We start from the raw sequence: 16,390 nt of genomic DNA on the forward strand, positions 1-16,390 counted from the left end.
ATACTCTGCAAAATTAGAAAGGAGTAATTGTATTAAAAGACTTATATCATGGCATTAGCTAGATTCATAGCAATAGTGCACTTTCTGCAGCTAAACTGAACGATACTTAGCAATCGCTTTAGAATTTTGTTTTTGCTTAAGTACTTTCTTCCCTGAATACTCTCTTTTTTGTTCAGCTATTGCTGATAGTTTATTTATATTTTCTTTTAAATAGAGAACTTCACCTTGAGAGGGTTTTGTACTTGGATTTTCACATAATAGTTTAATATATAAATCTAATTCTTTTTGAATTTTTAATGATTTATCATCTTCATTCTCTATTGCCTCATATAATGAGGAAAACAGTTCATTTAATTTTTTGTTTTCAAAATGAAAGTTCATTATTAACCTGCAGCAGCTTGTGCCTGATCATTTTGCCTAATATCTTGAGGAATAGCTTCCCAGCCTTCTTTTATGTTTTTGATGATAGTTGAAACTTCAATTAAACCTTCAATATCATTATTAACATTGGCATTAACCAATTTGTACTGACAATATTCATATAACGAAGCTAAATTTGCTGAAATTTCACCGCCATCATCCATATTTAAAGCATCTTGTAATGCGCCAATTAAAGATATGCAAACAGATATATTATTGCCTTTCTTTTCAATCTCTTTACGCTCAATTGAACCTTTAGCAGCAGCAAGTTTGCCAATGATATTGACAAAAATAAGATTAACTTGTTCGTATGGAGTCATATCTTGAACATTATTAACACTAACTTGACGATATTTGTTTATAGATAAATGTGCCATAACGGGATCCTAAAAATTAACATGTGAAATTAAAAGCAAGAAAAGTGCCATAAGAAATATAAAATTTCACTTTGTACTTATAGTATCGCCCAATTATTTAATTTCTTGAATCTTTTTACTAAATTAAATATTAGTTGAGTTTTGTAGCTAAAATGGAACTTCATTTGGATCTAATAGGTAAGTTAAAATAAATACGTCAAAATAATAACATACGTCAAAAAAATGCCACTAATAACTTGCATCGTAGTTAAATCAGATTACAATCATAAACATAATAAAAATATCTAGTAGTTCTAATATATGACAGGTCCAGCAAAAGTATTAATATTTGATGAAAATCAAAGCAGGGCACAGGCATTGTCAGCTTCATTATCGTTTATTGATGAAGCGAATCAAATCGTAAGTGATAGAGATTATAAAAAATATGCTTCGCCAGTCGATTGTGTAACCGCTTTTATTTTAGGTGCTAGCAGCTCGCTTGAACATGAAGTTATTATTCGTGAAAATCCAGCTATTCCTTTTCTATTATTAGGTGAGACTTTAGAGCCGCTATTATCATTTGCTAATGTAATCGGTTTAATTAGTGAGCCTTTTAACTACGCAATAACCACGCAACTTATCCATGATTGCCAAGAATATCATCGTCTGATCCCTGGAAACAACAATTCAAGTCGTGGCTCAAAGCATTTTGATGGCTTAATAGGTGAAACACCAAGCATTAAAAATGTGCGCTTTTTAATTGAGCAAGTCGCAATAACAAATGCCAATGTTTTAATTTTAGGTGAATCAGGTACGGGTAAGGAAGTGGTTGCGCGTAATATTCATTTATTATCCAAACGTGTAAGTGGTCCTTTTGTGCCTGTAAACTGTGGTGCAATTCCAGCTGAGTTACTTGAAAGTGAATTATTTGGTCATGAAAAAGGTGCATTTACCGGTGCGATTTCTGCGCGTAAAGGTCGCTTTGAATTAGCACAGGGCGGTACTTTATTTCTTGATGAAATTGGTGATATGCCGCTGCAAATGCAAGTTAAATTATTACGTGTATTACAAGAGCGTACCTATGAAAGAGTGGGTGGTAATAAATCAATTTCTGCTGATGTACGTGTCATCGCAGCAACTCATCGCAACTTAGATGAAATGATTGAAGCTGGCTCATTTAGAGAAGATTTGTACTACCGATTAAATGTTTTTCCTATCGAGAATCCCGCTTTAAAAGAGCGAAGAGAAGACATTCCATTATTACTTAAAGAATTAATGAAAAGAAACAGTGAACAGGGGGGTTATTCTGCAAAGTTCACTGAGCAAGCTTTAGATAATCTCAAAGAGCATAATTGGCCTGGCAATGTCAGAGAATTAGCTAATTTAGTTGAACGCATGGTGATCATGTTTCCTGATAAAGTGATTGATGCACAAGATTTGCCTAAAAAATATCAACATTTAGAAGTTGATGCGTTCGTACCTGAATACCCAGAAGAGATTTTAGAGCGACAAGCATTAAATGATATATTTGGCTCTGGTTTTTCTGATGGTGCGGATTATGACGATGATGAAGCTGAGTTTGAGCAACCAGATAATATTATGGGTTTATTACCTGATGAAGGTATTCAGCTTAAAGAGTATTTAGGTGAGCTGGAAGTGAGCTTAATAACACAAGCCTTAGAACGTCATGATTTTGTTGTTGCCAGAGCAGCTGAAATTTTAGGCGTTAGACGCACAACTTTGGTTGAAAAAATGAAAAAATATAATTTAACTAAAGATTAGCGTTTAATTATCTTTATAAAAAAGGGCTATTTATAGCCCCTTTTTATATCCTTCAATAATATCTGCTCTTCTATGGCAATTGAAACTATGATCGTTCACCATACCACAAGCCTGCATATGCGCATAAACGGTAGTGGGACCTAAAAATTTAAACCCTCTCTTTTTTAAATCTTTAGCAAATAATTCTGACTCTTTACTGGTTGCCACATAATCATCGGCTGTTAAAATTTCGTTTACTATGGGTGTATGGTTTACAAATTGCCATTGATACTTAGCAAAGCTGCCAAACTCATTTTGTATTGCGATAAACTTAGCTGCATTATTAATGGTTGCCAGAATTTTTAATCTATTACGAATAATACCTGCATTTTTTAATCGTTCTTCGATTTTATTTTCATCATATTTAGCAACTTTAATAGGATCAAAATTGTCGAACGCCTTACGATAATTCTCACGTTTTTTTAAAACTGTATACCAACTTAGGCCTGCTTGAGCTGATTCTAATGTAATAAACTCAAATAGCTTTTGATCATCAAATAAAGGCACACCCCATTCTTCATCATGATATTTTATATAATCGGTTTTTGTTAAATCTAACCAAGGGCAGTATTCACACATTAAATGGCTCGCTAATTAAATTTTATAGTAATACCTTAACATAGCTAAAAATAGCCTGATATAGCTCACGCCATTTTATTGACCAGTCTAAATTGATGGCAACTCATTGTATTTAAAGATTTATTTTTTGGCACGATCTCTGCTTTAGTCAATGTAGATTTTTATTTTTGTCAGGTTTAAAAGTTATGGCGCTAGCACAAGTATTTCAAAATGATTATACAAGTTCGCAATATAACCCTTGTTTAATGCAAGAGTCATATGTGGGTGAGTTAAATGAATTAAGACAGCAATCAAGTTGGCTTAATCATTTAGTCGATACTTTACCTGCTGGTGTTATTGTACTTGATGGCCGAGGCATGATAGCTCGGGCAAATCAAATTGCTATTGATATGCTAGGAGAACCACTTGAAGGTGAAAAATGGTTAACGATCATTCAAAGATCATTTTGTCCAAAGCAAGATGATGGCCATGAAGTATCATTAAAAGATGGTCGTAAAGTAAAGCTAAATATTTCAGCTTTATCGCCAGAACCTGGCCAACTCATTTTAATGACTGATTTGACAGAAACCCGTTTATTACAAGAGCGGTTAGCGCATATGCAAAGGCTTGGTGCGTTAGGAAAAATGGTTGCATCATTAGCCCATCAAGTTCGTACGCCACTTTCTGCTGCGATGCTATATGCCGATCATTTAGGAAATCAAAACTTAAAAGCGCATTCTAGAGACAAGTTTCATACAAAGCTGATGTCACGATTGCAAGATCTTGAAACACAAGTAAACGATATGCTGTTATTTGCAAAAAGTGGTGAGCAACAAGTTGTTGAAAAAGTGTCGATGCAGCAACTATTAACAGAAGTAAAAGCAAGCTCTGAAGCGATGGTTACACAACATAATGGTGAGTTGAACATTGAATTACCTGAGCCGGATATTGAAATTACCGGTAATAAAACCGCTTTAGCCAGTGCAATTGCTAATTTAATCCACAATAGTATTCAAGTGAAAGGCCCTGGTTCTAAAATTTTATTATCAGCAAAACGAGATGAAATAGAGCCTGATATGGTGTGCATATGTGTATCAGATAATGGACCAGGCGTACCAAAAGAATTAGTCAGTAAGATATTTGAACCGTTTTTTACTACAAAAAGCCAAGGTACAGGGTTAGGTTTAGCGGTTGTAAATGCAGTAGCCAATAGCCACCAAGGTAAAGTAAGTTTAATGCAAGATCAAATTGAAGGCGCTGCGTTTAATATTCATTTACCGATTTTCTTACATGATCTGTAAATAACATCAATTTAGTAGTGATAACAATGAATAAAATGAAGTGTGATAATTGAAACTAATGAGAAGATAGTAAAATGTTTAAAGAGCCAAATTTGATAGTTTCAACAACACTAATTTCAATACAACCCAAAATAAACAAAAGGGTTTTGGAGAAATCATGAGCGACAATAAAATATTAGTAGTTGAAGATGACGCGGGTTTACGTGAAGCACTCATTGATACCTTACAGTTGGCTGGTATAGATTGCATCGAGGCAGACAGTGCAGAACAAGCAATCATGTTACTTAAAAAAGAAAAAGTATCTTTGGTTGTCAGTGATGTGCAGATGGGTGGTCTTTCAGGGATCGATTTACTTAAAAGCATAAAGCTAAATCAACCAGATTTACCCGTTCTTATGATGACTGCTTATGCAACAATCGATGATGCTGTTGAAGCCATGCGTTTAGGTGCTATCGATTACATGGCAAAACCTTTTGCGCCTCAAGTACTACTTAATATGGTAAGTCGCTATTTACCTGAAAAAGAAAAAGAAACAGATGGCCCAATAGTAGCCGACAAACAAAGCTTAGCATTATTAGATTTAGCTCAAAAAGTGGCTAAATCTCAAGCGAGTGTGATGGTGTTAGGACCTAGTGGCTCTGGTAAAGAAGTATTAGCAAGATATATTCATGATCATTCTGATCGTGCTGAATCTCCTTTTATCGCCATCAACTGTGCTGCAATTCCTGAAAATATGCTGGAAGCGACTTTATTTGGTTATGAAAAAGGAGCGTTCACAGGTGCAATAGCTGCTTGTCCTGGTAAGTTTGAACAAGCACAAAAAGGCACTATATTACTTGATGAAATCACGGAAATGGATTTGAGCTTACAAGCTAAATTATTACGTGTATTGCAAGAGCGCGAAGTTGAAAGATTAGGTAGCCGAAAAACAATTAAACTTGATGTCAGAGTATTGGCGACAAGTAATAGAGATTTAAAAATAGCAGTTGCTGAAGGTAAGTTTAGAGAAGATTTATACTATCGTTTAAATGTATTTCCTTTACAGTGGTTACCACTTAAAGACAGACCCGATGATATATTACCTCTAGCGGAACATTTAATTGCGAGACATTGTGAAAGAGCTGAACAAATAAAGCCTAATTTAACTGATGCAGCTAAACATAAGTTATATCAACACTCATGGCCAGGTAATGTGAGGGAGCTCGATAATGTTATTCAGCGAGCTTTAATTCTGCAATCAAGTGATGTAATCGATGAGAATGAAGTATTTTTAGAGCTGATACAACCGACTATTACTGAAAACCAAGTAATAGAAGAAGCTGTAGCTGAAGTAACGGTCGCTACTGTGCAAAATATAGCGCCAACTTTTAGTGAACCTAGCTTTAAAGATGAGTTAAAAGATCAAGAAAACAAGATTATATTGGAAACTTTAGAATCTTGTCAGGGTCGTCGTAAAGATGTGGCTGAAAAGCTAGGTATTAGCCCCAGAACTCTACGTTATAAATTAGCAAAAATGAGAGACTTAGGTATTCAAGTACCCGCATAATATTTAAAAATATATAAAGAAGACTAAAACCCATTTAGTCTTCTTTCTTCAGTTAAAACGCTTTAAATAACCTCCTTACAATTAGCCAGTCTCCAGACTGAGTCAAAACTCTGACAATAAAAACCATACTCAAAAATAAGCATCTAACACATTGAATTATAATGCTATATTGTTATTGGCAAGTATATTGCATTTTATTCGTTATAGTGTTTATAAGTAATGGAAAAATAATGAAAATACCAGCAAATTCGATATTCCAAGAAATGCAATCTATGGCTGTTGAAGCCGGGACTAAAACACAAAATAGATTACCAGTTCAAGGTAATTCTAGTGCAGAGTTTGGTGACTTATTAAAAAGTGCCATAGACAATGTTGCAGGTTTACAAGCAGACGCTAAAGATAAAGTGACAGCTGTTGAAATGGGTGATAGACGCGTATCACTTGCTGAAGCTATGATTGCATCACAAAAGTCGTCAGTGGCATTTGAGGCAACTGTTCAAGTTCGTAATAAACTCGTTGAAGCTTACAAAGATATAATGAATATGCCTGTTTAGAGTAATAATCAATACTCTAAACACGATAAGTGATAAAATAGCGTTAACGAATTAATATGCGTAAAAATATGAATAATATGGCCATTAAATATAGGCTATGGAGTTATTTTGAACCAAGCTAACCAGAGTACAGATCTCTCAATCCCAGATGCTGGCGGCACATTAGATGCTGGCGGTGTGCCAGATTCGGGACAAGAGCAAAAATCAGGGTTTTTAAGTGCCCTCAGTGGAGTTGATGTTTTACGTCAAGTCACATTAATTATTGCTCTGACTATCTGTTTAGCGATTGCGGTATTTATTATTATTTGGGCGCGCCAGCCAGATATGCGTCCACTAGGAAAAATGCCTACCAATGAGTTAATTCAAACATTAGATTTCTTAGATGCGCAAAAAATTGAATATAAACTTGATGGCAATATCGTTTTAGTACCAGAAACAGATTACCAAACGATTAAACTTTTAATGCAAAGAGAAGGGTTAGAGCAAGAGCCTAACTCTGGCACCGATATTTTAATGCAAGATATGGGTTTTGGTGTAAGCCAAAGATTAGAGCGTGAGCGCTTAAAACACGGTAGAGAGCAACAATTAGCACGTACAATAGAAGAATTAAAAAATATAAATCGTGCAAAAGTTTTATTAGCAATACCGAAAGAAAATGTGTTCGCTCGATTAGAAAAAAAACCTTCTGCAACGGTTGTATTAACTTTAAAGCGTGGACGTATATTACGTGGCGAAGAAGTTGATGCAATCGTTGATATTATCGCATCTGCAGTACAAGGCTTAGAGCCATCTAGAGTAACAGTAACAGATCAAAATGGACGATTATTAAACTCGGGTTCTCAAAATTCATTATCAGCTCGTTCTCGTAAAGAATATGATATAGAACTGAAACGTGAACAAGCTTATTTAGAGAAGATAGATACCATTCTTATACCTGTAGTAGGTTTAGGTAGTTATACTGCGCAAGTTGATTTAATGATGGACTTTAGTGCTGTAGAAGAAACGCAAAAACGTTTTAATCCAGATTTACCAGCCATTCGTAGTGAAATGACCATAGAAGAAAATAATATAGGTGGTTTAGCTGTAGGTATTCCAGGAGCTTTGTCTAATCAGCCGCCTGTAAACTCTAATATTCCAGAAAATGCGACTGATGGCAATGCTTCAACAAGTGCGCCAAGTCGTAATCATAAAGAAGCAACACGTAATTACGAATTAGATACAACCATATCTCATAAAAGGCAACAAACCGGAGTAATACGTAGAATTAGTGTTGCTGTAGCAATTGATTATAAGTCAGCAACAAATGCTGAAGGTGCCACCTCTCAAGTGCCTCGTACCCAGCAAGAGTTAGCAAATATTCGCCGATTATTGCAAGGCGGCGTTGGCTTTAATATGCAACGAGGTGATGTACTTGAAGTTGTTACTGTGCCATTTGTAAAAGCAGCAACATCTGAAATAGTAGAATTACCCATATGGGAACAACCATGGTTTATTAAGGTTATTCGCTTAGCGCTAGGTGCAATTGTCATTATTGTATTGATTTTAGCTGTTGTACGTCCAATGTTGAAGAAACTGATTAACCCAGATGATACACTTGAAGAATATGATGAAGACTCGTTAAGCTCTGGTGTAGATTTAGGCGATAGTACTATTGACATGTTGTCTCAAGAATTTGATGAGTCAGCTGTCGGCTTTGCACCAGATGGTACTTTACAGTTACCAGATTTACATGGTGATGAAGACTTATTAAAAGCAGTTAGAGCACTGGTTGCAAATGAACCTGAATTATCCTCTCAAGTAGTGAAAGCGTGGTTGACCGAAGATGACTGATGAAGAAACACAAGAAGCAACAGGTAGTTTTGATGTTGATAAATTAGACGGTGTAGAGAAAGCGTCAATTTTATTACTAAGCTTGTCTGAAGAAGATGCTGCACAAATTTTAAAAAACTTAGAGCCAAAGCAGGTTCAAAAAGTGGGCATGGCAATGGCTGGATTAGCAGACTTAAGCCAAGATAAAATCACTGCTGTGCATAAACTTTTTATCGATCAGATCCAAAGCTTCAGTAATATTGGTTTCCAATCTGAAGATTTCATCAAAAAAGCATTAACAGCAGCACTAGGTGAAGAAAAAGCAGCAAATATTATTGACCAAATTATAATGGGTTCAGGCGCAAAGGGCCTAGATTCACTTAAATGGATGGACTCTAAGCAAGTTGCTAATATTATTAGAAATGAGCATCCTCAAATACAAACAATTGTATTGTCATACTTAGACCCTGAACAATCAGCTGAAATTGTTGCGCAATTCCCTGAAAAAGTACGTTTAGACTTAACAATGCGTATTGCTAACTTAGAAGAAGTTCAACCTGCTGCATTACAAGAATTAAATGAAATAATGGAAAAACAATTTGCAGGACAAGCAGGCGCACAAGCAGCTAAAATGGGCGGATTAAAAGCAGCCGCTGACATCATGAATTACCTTGATACGAATATTGAGGGTCAATTGATGGATTCAATCCGTGAGCATGATGAAGATATGTCACAGCAGATTCAAGACTTGATGTTTGTATTTGATAACTTAATTGATGTAGATGATCGTGGCATTCAAGCTATTTTACGTGATGTGCAACAAGATGTACTAATGAAAGCAATTAAAGGCGCTGACGAAGGTCTTAAAGATAAGATACTTAAAAATATGTCAAAACGTGCAGCAGAAATGCTTGCCGATGACTTAGAAGCGATGGGCCCTGTTCGTATAAGTGAAGTAGAAGCAGCTCAAAAAGAAATCTTAGCCGTATCTAGAAGATTAGCTGATGCGGGCGAAATAATGCTCGGCGGCGGCGGCGGCGAAGAATTCTTATAATGAAGATATTTAGGCGAGGAGCCTCCAAGTTAAATGAAGTTAGGTAAATATCGTAATGGTCACCCTATTCAATCTGAAGAGGCTGTCAGAGAGCTATTAAAAAACTGGTCAGCCCCAGAAGTGAGTGATGAAAGTAAAGAACAAGACTTTACTGGTCGCTCAACTGCTATGGGTACGTCATTAGAAGATTTGTATAATCCTCCTGTAAAACAGACAGAAGTAATTGAAATTGAGGAAGAAGAGCAAGTTGTAGCACCTATGACTTTGCAAGAGTTAGAAGATATTCGTCAAGCGGCATATGACGAAGGTTTTAACCAAGGTAAAGAGGAAGGTTATCCGGTTGGTCTTGAAGAAGGAAAAACAAAAGGAATACAATCGGGATTTGAAGAAGGCTTAACCCAAGGCAAAGAGCAGGGGATTGAACTCGCTCAACCTATGGTTGATGAAAAGCTGGAACAACTAGACACTTTATTTAATGCTTTAAATACACCTTTAAGACACTATGATGAAGCAGCAGAAAAGCAACTAATCGCATTAACAACTATGTTAGCTGAAGCGGTTATTTATACCGAAGTAAAAACAAATCCAAAAGCCATATTATCGACCTTAAAACAATGTATGGATGCGTTACCTTTAATACAACAGCAATGTGAAATACAGCTTCATCCTGATGACTTTACAAATATAGTTTCTAGTTATGGTCAAGATGAGATAGATAAAAGAGGTTGGCGATTAAAATCGGAACCAAGTTTAGAGCCAGGGGGCTGTATTGTTAACGCCAATAACTCATCAATAGACTTTAGCTTACAAAGTCGCATATCTGATACATTAAATAGCTTTTTACATGCTTCAGGCATAGATAAAACATCTGAAGACTAGTTGTATTTTAAGTACTGAGGTAATTCATGCAGTCTATTGACTTGGCAGAGAAGTTAGCAACTTATAAAAAGAATATTCAAAAAGTGCCACCCGCTATTGCAGGCAGCTTAACGCGAGTTGTTGGCTTAACTCTTGAAGCACAAGGTGTAAAAGCACCAATAGGCAGTCATTGCCAAATAGAAACGCTTCATGGTTTAGTTGATGCTGAAGTGATAGGTTTTAATGGCGATACTTTGTATTTAATGCCAAATGATACCATTTCGGGCATGTTACCTGGCGCAAGAGTGATCCCCCAAGTAAAAGATCAAGGTCTGCCTGTTGGCATGGGCCTATTAGGGCGAGTTGTTGATGGTTTAGGCAGGCCATTGGATGGTTTAGGTCCAGTGGTCAGTGAAAAAAAATTAAAATTTGCTCAAGACCAAATTAACCCTTTATCAAGACGACCTATTACACAGCCTATGGATGTTGGCGTTCGTGCAATAAACTCAGTCATTACTGTAGGCCAAGGTCAAAGAATGGGTTTGTTTGCCGGTAGTGGTGTGGGTAAATCTGTATTGCTGGGCATGATGACGCGAGGCTCTACCGCAGATGTCACTGTTGTGGGGCTCGTGGGTGAACGTGGTAGAGAAGTAAAAGAATTTATTGAAGAGATTTTAGGTGAAGAAGGGCGAAAACGCTCCGTTGTTGTTGCAGCTCCTGCTGATTCTTCACCATTAATGCGACTTAAAGGCTGTGAAACCGCAGTAACGATAGCTGAGTACTTTAGAGATCAAGGTTTAAATGTTTTGCTGTTACTTGATTCTGTGACGCGATATGCCATGGCGCAAAGAGAAATAGCGTTAGCGGTTGGTGAGCCGCCAGCTACAAAAGGCTATCCACCTTCTGTTTTTGCAAAACTACCAGCTTTGGTTGAGCGAGCTGGTAACGGTGGTGAAGGACAAGGCTCGATTACTGCATTTTTTACGGTATTATCGGAAGGCGATGATATGCAAGACCCGATTGCTGATGCTGCAAGAGCAATATTAGATGGTCATATTGTATTATCAAGAGAGCTGGCTGATAGTGGCCATTACCCTGCAATTGATATTGAAAAATCGATTAGTCGTGTAATGCCACAGGTTGTATCTCAAGCGCATATGCAACAAGCAAGAGTCATAAAACAAGTTTATTCAATGTATCAACAAAATAAAGATATGATCACCCTAGGTGCTTATCAAAAAGGAACTGATCAGGTATTAGATAAAGCGATTTCAATGATCCCAACTGTAAATCAATTTCTTCAACAAGGTATGACAGATGTCATTCCATATGATGAAGGGCTGCAAGGTTTAGCACAGCTGCTAGGTCAGGCTTAATTACTTAAGGAAAATTAATGGCATTAAAACAACTCAAATTAGTTTTAAAAGTAACTTCTGACAAAGAAGAGAAGTTACGCTTAGAATATATTAAGTCACAACAATACTTGAATGATAGTCAAGAGAAGTTAAACGGTTTATCTGAGTTTAAATTTGACTATATGAAACAATTACAAGCCAAGGGGGAATCTGGATTAACGGGTGCAAACTATAGCCATTATCAATCATTTATAGCTAAAATTGAGAATGCGATGGATCAACAAATTCAAGTTATTAATACCGCCAAACAAGTTGTTGCACAAAGAAAAGAAATTTGGCTAGAGCAACAAATTAAAGCGAAAGCAATTGAAAAATTAATAGAGAAAAAGAATGCTCAGCTATTACATAAATTAAATAAAGCTGAACAAATCAGTTTAGATGAATTTACCACCAACCAATTTATACAACGCCAAAACCGATTATAAAATACTTCAGGTAACACACTGGCTTAGTTATTGCTTTTAAACCTATAGCACCTTTATAAAGTTAAAATTAGATTTAAACCATATTCGTTGAATAACTGCGATTTATAAATGAGGTAAATATGGTAAGCATAGATACAGGACTTCCAATTTCAAATAATTCACTTTCAAAACAAAGTATTGAAAATGGTATTGGCAATAAGCAAGACAGTGACGATTTATTTGCAACTATGTTTAGTGCACATGTAAATGATGACCAAAGTGGCAACAAGTTGCCTAAACCTTCTGATATAGACCTTTTGAAGCTTGATAATGATATTAAAATCCCAAAGGCTCTGATTGCTGATGATTTAAAAAACGATGGGTTATTAAATAAAGCAATAGACGTAGGTACGCAAGTTGAAGCACTTGACGCTAAAGTTGACTCAGATGATTCATTTCTATCGCAAATTCAAGCATCAAATAAAATGAATTTAACTGTGTCTGATGAAGTAGTTGCTAATAATGAGCTAAAAAAAACAAAGTTGAACTTAGGTCAATCTATTGATGTCTCTAAAGCCGCTGTTAAAGTAGTTGAAGAAAAAACAGATGAAACAACAATTATTAATGATTTAAAAAACAGTACCAATACAAAAGAGGCTGCATTTTTAAAAGGTGAATTACCTTTAAATAATAGCAACTTAAATGAGGTCTCACCTTTAAAAGGTACCGATAATTTTAAAGATTCTAGTATTATTTTAAAAAGTGATATCAAGGAAAGTGAAAATAATTTAGAACTAGGGAAACTAGATACAATAAAAAGCGAAGCAGAATCTAGTAGTCAAGCCACTAAAAATGATTTACCAAAAATTAAACTTGATGCTTCACTGAATAATCAATTAAATCAGGTTTTACCAGAACTTTCAGAGGAACAAAAAAATCAGTTAAAGAAGAGCTTAGAATCGGTATTAGCTGAATTAGATAAATTAAATCCATCAACTGAAGTTGTAAGTGAAGTAGAAAAACTCAGTGCTCTTTTATTACAAGTAGATGAGTTAATAACCAAAGATAAAATCAGTCCAGATCATTTAATAAAAACAGACCCTTTAAATGAAGAGTCAAAAAATAAAACTAATGAGCTTGTAAAAGAAGAAGTTCAGATTATTGAAAAAAATGTAAAAACGCAGTCAAAATTTACTGAAAATATAACCTCTGAAAATAGTATAGCAACACCGAGTATTCCGGTTAAAAATGCGACTCCTATAGAGAGCAATATTTCAAATTTAACACCTAAAAGCCAAGAACAAAATTTTGCATTAGGTAAAGATAAAAATGACACTGCAAACCTTCAAAATGCGTATACATCAGAAATTAATGATTTAGTCGCTGAAGAAGATAGCCTAGTTAATATTAAATCTTCAGCTGAATTGAGCAATACAGCTAAAGTAACCAGCCCTAACAGCGACACTACAGCGGTAGCACAAATAAATAAATCAAATGTAAATTCAATTTTTAATGATGTGATCAGACAATTAGAACCTCAGCCTGTTATGGGTGTAGAGTTTGACCCTGTGAGTGATTTAACTAATTCAATCACTTCAACCCAAACTAGCACATCATTAAATCAGAAATTAGAAAATGATAAATTATTACAGCAGCCAATTAATATAGCGCGTTCAGATGCTGCTAAATTGCTTAATGAACGTGTCACATTTATGTTAAGCCAGCATAATCCTCAGGCAGATATTCGGTTAGACCCACCTGAATTAGGCAGTATGATAATCCGAATTCGTACGGATGCAGAGCAAGCTCAAATTAATTTTTCTGTTCAAAACCAAGAGGCTAAAGAGTTATTAGAAGACTCAATGCCTAAATTAAAAGAAATGTTGGCTGAACAGGGAATTGATTTAGGAGAGAGTAATATAGAGCAACAGCAGCAAGGTCAAAACGAGCAGGCAAGTTCAAATGATAATCAAAAATCAGGGCCATTAAGCAGTACTGAAAATGATGAAGCGATAGCGTCAGTGAAAGTTGCAGGAAATAAACTGGGCGGAGTTGATTTTTATGCTTAAAATATTCAATGAAATTGGTATGATAGCCGTTATAATTAATGAATAACACGATAAAACTCTATCAGGGAATATAAATGGCTGAAGAAAATGATTTAGAAATAGAAGCAGGCGGTGGTAAAAGTAAAAAAATGCTTTTCATTATAATCGCTGTCGTTGTTTTAATTGCTGGTGGCGCAGGTGCTTTTTTCATGATGTCTGGTGATGATGCTCCTGAAACAGAGGAAACATTAGCTGAAGAATCATTAGAAACACAAAGTGCAGTACCATCAGGTAAAACTGCAGAAATGGGGTCAGCACTTTATGTTGGTATGCCAAGACCATTTGTTTTTAATGTACCTGGTGCTGGACGAGATCGTTTAGTGCAAATTAAAGTACAACTATTGGTTCGCGGTGATGCAAATGAAGAAGCAGCTAAAAGACATATTCCTTTAATTGAAGGCACATTATTAAGCATTTTTTCTACTGCTAATGCAGATGCATTAAGTACAAGTGCAGGTAAAGCCGATTTAAGAACAAAGTCTTTACAAGAAGTTCAACAGTCACTAAGTGAAATTGAAGGCAATAAAGTTGTTGAAAAAATACTCTTTACTGGTTTTGTAATGCAATAATGAGGATATAGGGTGAGCGATTTATTATCCCAAGACGAAATTGATGCGCTATTACATGGTGTTGATGAGGTCGAGGAAGACGAAGAAGATGCCGGCGGTGAATCCGGAGACGGGAATACGCTACAGTATGACTTTTCTTCTCAAGACAGAATTGTTCGTGGGCGAATGCCTACCCTGGAAATTGTAAATGAACGATTTGCACGTCATATGCGGATCAGTTTATTTAATATGATGCGTCGTACAGCCGAGGTATCGATTAATGGTGTACAAATGATCAAGTTTGGTGAATATATCCATACTTTATTTGTACCAACAAGCTTAAATATGGTGCGTTTTAGACCTTTAAAAGGTACTGGTTTAATTACCATGGAAGCACGTTTAGTATTTATTCTTGTTGACAACTTCTTTGGCGGTGATGGCCGATACCACGCCAAGATTGAAGGTCGTGAATTTACACCAACCGAACGTCGTATCGTTCAGATGCTACTTAAAATTATTTTTGAAGATTATAAAGACGCTTGGGCACCTGTTATGGATGTCTCGTTTGAGTACCTTGATTCAGAAGTTAACCCTGCTATGGCTAATATTGTAAGCCCAACAGAGGTCGTTGTTATTAGCTCTTTTCATATTGAGTTAGACGGTGGTGGTGGTGATTTTCATATTGCCTTACCTTATTCTATGCTCGAACCTATACGTGAATTACTTGATGCGGGTGTGCAATCTGATACTGAAGATACGGATTTACGCTGGAGTAAAGCGTTAAGAGATGAAATTATGGATGTTGAGGTTGACTTATCAACACGTATGCTTGAAGTTGATTTATCCTTATCTCAAATAATGGAACTAGAAACGGGTGATGTCATTCCTGTTGATATGCCTGAGCATATTACGATATTTATAGAAGACTTACCGACATATCGCGCTAAAATGGGTCGCTCAAGAGATAATATTGCAGTTCAAATTAGTGAAAAAATAAAACGACCAGAGTCAGTTAAGTCTGAATTACATGTATTTACCAAAGGCGGCAAAAAGCTTGATTCAGATGCGGAGTTATCATTGTTAGAAGATGATTTGCATTTATCTGAAGGTGTTGATTTAGACTGGTAGCGCACAAAAATTAAGTTTAGACAGTTATTTTAGAAAGTTTTAGAGGTTTTTTATATGAGCGATGATCAAGATACAATGGATGAATGGGCTGCAGCCCTAGCCGAAGCGGAAGGTGATGACGAAGGTGGCCAAGGTGGTGAAGCCGAAGTTGCCCAGTTAGAAGAATTAACCGATGAAAAAGCCGACTTAACTGTTGATGAAAAAAGAAAGCTGGATACTATTTTAGATATTCCAGTGACTATTTCAATGGAAGTAGGGCGTTCTCGCATTAGCATAAGAAATTTACTGCAATTAAACCAAGGCTCGGTTGTTGAGCTTGACCGTGTTGCAGGTGAGCCTTTAGATGTGTTAGTTAATGGCACTTTGATTGCGCACGGTGAAGTAGTTGTTGTAAATGATAAATTTGGTATTCGTTTAACAGATGTAATTAGCCAAATTGAAAGGATCAAAAAATTACGATGATAAAGTACCTCGCTTTTCTTGGTATATTTTTGCAATCAAATTTAGTAT

16 protein-coding genes are annotated in these 16,390 nt (G+C 35.9%); 13 read left to right on the plus strand and 3 right to left on the minus strand.

The annotated features are described in order from the left end of the window. Positions 1-90: 90 nt before the first annotated feature. Positions 91-381 (minus strand): hypothetical protein, encoded by a 291-nt coding sequence (locus tag KO527_RS06600; RefSeq protein WP_216039553.1) that lies wholly within the window; start codon positions 379-381, stop codon positions 91-93. A gap of 2 nt (positions 382-383) precedes the next feature. Then, positions 384-797, minus strand: a complete 414-nt coding sequence (gene fliS, locus KO527_RS06605) for a flagellar export chaperone FliS (protein WP_216039554.1) — start codon at positions 795-797, stop codon at positions 384-386. 300 nt (positions 798-1,097) lie between these two features. Between fliS and KO527_RS06610 the strand changes: the two genes are divergently transcribed. Continuing rightward, complete coding sequence (locus KO527_RS06610; protein ID WP_216039555.1) at positions 1,098-2,558, plus strand: sigma-54 dependent transcriptional regulator; 1,461 nt, start codon at positions 1,098-1,100, stop codon at positions 2,556-2,558. 30 nt (positions 2,559-2,588) lie between these two features. Here KO527_RS06610 and KO527_RS06615 read toward each other — a convergent pair whose 3' ends face one another. Then, a complete protein-coding gene (locus tag KO527_RS06615; protein WP_216039556.1) occupies positions 2,589-3,176 on the minus strand; it encodes a DNA-3-methyladenine glycosylase I in 588 nt (195 codons plus the stop codon). Between the two features lie 185 nt (positions 3,177-3,361). On the opposite strand from KO527_RS06615, the gene KO527_RS06620 reads away from it, so the two are divergent. The 12 genes from KO527_RS06620 to fliN all read left to right on the plus strand — a co-directional run bounded on the left by KO527_RS06620 (position 3,362) and on the right by fliN (position 16,342). Then, entirely contained in the window at positions 3,362-4,456 is a 1,095-nt protein-coding gene (locus KO527_RS06620; protein ID WP_042142975.1) for an ATP-binding protein, read from the plus strand. Between the two features lie 157 nt (positions 4,457-4,613). Continuing rightward, complete coding sequence (locus KO527_RS06625) at positions 4,614-6,002, plus strand: sigma-54 dependent transcriptional regulator (RefSeq protein WP_216039557.1); 1,389 nt, start codon at positions 4,614-4,616, stop codon at positions 6,000-6,002. A 230-nt stretch (positions 6,003-6,232) separates the two neighbouring features. Further along, entirely contained in the window at positions 6,233-6,556 is a 324-nt protein-coding gene (gene fliE / locus KO527_RS06630) for a flagellar hook-basal body complex protein FliE (protein ID WP_216039558.1), read from the plus strand. Positions 6,557-6,664: 108 nt separating this feature from the next. Continuing rightward, on the plus strand, positions 6,665-8,386 hold the full coding sequence (fliF, locus tag KO527_RS06635; protein ID WP_216039559.1) for a flagellar basal-body MS-ring/collar protein FliF: 1,722 nt from the start codon (positions 6,665-6,667) through the stop codon (positions 8,384-8,386). Further along, positions 8,379-9,419: a flagellar motor switch protein FliG gene (gene fliG / locus KO527_RS06640; RefSeq protein ID WP_216039560.1), complete on the plus strand. Its 1,041-nt coding sequence runs from the start codon at positions 8,379-8,381 to the stop codon at positions 9,417-9,419. The genes fliF and fliG overlap by 8 nt, the downstream gene beginning before the upstream one ends. A gap of 33 nt (positions 9,420-9,452) precedes the next feature. Continuing rightward, positions 9,453-10,298, plus strand: a complete 846-nt coding sequence (fliH, locus tag KO527_RS06645; protein ID WP_216039561.1) for a flagellar assembly protein FliH — start codon at positions 9,453-9,455, stop codon at positions 10,296-10,298. A gap of 26 nt (positions 10,299-10,324) precedes the next feature. Next, entirely contained in the window at positions 10,325-11,653 is a 1,329-nt protein-coding gene (gene fliI / locus KO527_RS06650; RefSeq protein ID WP_216039562.1) for a flagellar protein export ATPase FliI, read from the plus strand. 17 nt (positions 11,654-11,670) lie between these two features. Then, complete coding sequence (fliJ, locus tag KO527_RS06655; RefSeq protein WP_216039563.1) at positions 11,671-12,117, plus strand: flagellar export protein FliJ; 447 nt, start codon at positions 11,671-11,673, stop codon at positions 12,115-12,117. A 119-nt stretch (positions 12,118-12,236) separates the two neighbouring features. Further along, positions 12,237-14,165 carry a flagellar hook-length control protein FliK gene (locus KO527_RS06660; protein ID WP_216039564.1) on the plus strand — a complete coding sequence of 643 codons (1,929 nt, stop codon included), beginning with the start codon at positions 12,237-12,239 and terminating at the stop codon, positions 14,163-14,165. Between the two features lie 74 nt (positions 14,166-14,239). Then, the gene (gene fliL, locus KO527_RS06665) at positions 14,240-14,773 is read left to right on the plus strand and encodes a flagellar basal body-associated protein FliL (protein ID WP_216039565.1); all 534 of its coding nucleotides are present in this window, start codon (positions 14,240-14,242) and stop codon (positions 14,771-14,773) included. Positions 14,774-14,785: 12 nt separating this feature from the next. After that, positions 14,786-15,880: a flagellar motor switch protein FliM gene (gene fliM, locus KO527_RS06670; RefSeq protein WP_216039566.1), complete on the plus strand. Its 1,095-nt coding sequence runs from the start codon at positions 14,786-14,788 to the stop codon at positions 15,878-15,880. 54 nt (positions 15,881-15,934) lie between these two features. Next, positions 15,935-16,342 (plus strand): flagellar motor switch protein FliN, encoded by a 408-nt coding sequence (gene fliN, locus KO527_RS06675; protein ID WP_216039567.1) that lies wholly within the window; start codon positions 15,935-15,937, stop codon positions 16,340-16,342. The last annotated feature ends 48 nt before the right edge of the window (positions 16,343-16,390 follow it).

Origin of the sequence: Pseudoalteromonas sp. C2R02 (assembly GCF_018860845.1) — a bacterium.
In the GTDB taxonomy this organism is placed as follows: Bacteria; Pseudomonadota; Gammaproteobacteria; order Enterobacterales; family Alteromonadaceae; genus Pseudoalteromonas.

Coding starts and splice junctions, on each gene's coding strand:
- fliN (WP_216039567.1), top strand. CDS start 15,935: ATGAGCGATGATCAAGATACAATGGATGAATGGGCTGCAGCCCTAGCC.
- fliE (WP_216039558.1), top strand. CDS start 6,233: ATGAAAATACCAGCAAATTCGATATTCCAAGAAATGCAATCTATGGCT.
- KO527_RS06610 (WP_216039555.1), top strand. CDS start 1,098: ATGACAGGTCCAGCAAAAGTATTAATATTTGATGAAAATCAAAGCAGG.
- KO527_RS06660 (WP_216039564.1), top strand. CDS start 12,237: ATGGTAAGCATAGATACAGGACTTCCAATTTCAAATAATTCACTTTCA.
- fliH (WP_216039561.1), top strand. CDS start 9,453: ATGAAGTTAGGTAAATATCGTAATGGTCACCCTATTCAATCTGAAGAG.
- fliL (WP_216039565.1), top strand. CDS start 14,240: ATGGCTGAAGAAAATGATTTAGAAATAGAAGCAGGCGGTGGTAAAAGT.
- fliS (WP_216039554.1), bottom strand. CDS start 797: ATGGCACATTTATCTATAAACAAATATCGTCAAGTTAGTGTTAATAAT.
- KO527_RS06615 (WP_216039556.1), bottom strand. CDS start 3,176: ATGTGTGAATACTGCCCTTGGTTAGATTTAACAAAAACCGATTATATA.
- fliI (WP_216039562.1), top strand. CDS start 10,325: ATGCAGTCTATTGACTTGGCAGAGAAGTTAGCAACTTATAAAAAGAAT.
- KO527_RS06600 (WP_216039553.1), bottom strand. CDS start 381: ATGAACTTTCATTTTGAAAACAAAAAATTAAATGAACTGTTTTCCTCA.
- fliG (WP_216039560.1), top strand. CDS start 8,379: ATGACTGATGAAGAAACACAAGAAGCAACAGGTAGTTTTGATGTTGAT.
- KO527_RS06625 (WP_216039557.1), top strand. CDS start 4,614: ATGAGCGACAATAAAATATTAGTAGTTGAAGATGACGCGGGTTTACGT.
- fliJ (WP_216039563.1), top strand. CDS start 11,671: ATGGCATTAAAACAACTCAAATTAGTTTTAAAAGTAACTTCTGACAAA.
- KO527_RS06620 (WP_042142975.1), top strand. CDS start 3,362: ATGGCGCTAGCACAAGTATTTCAAAATGATTATACAAGTTCGCAATAT.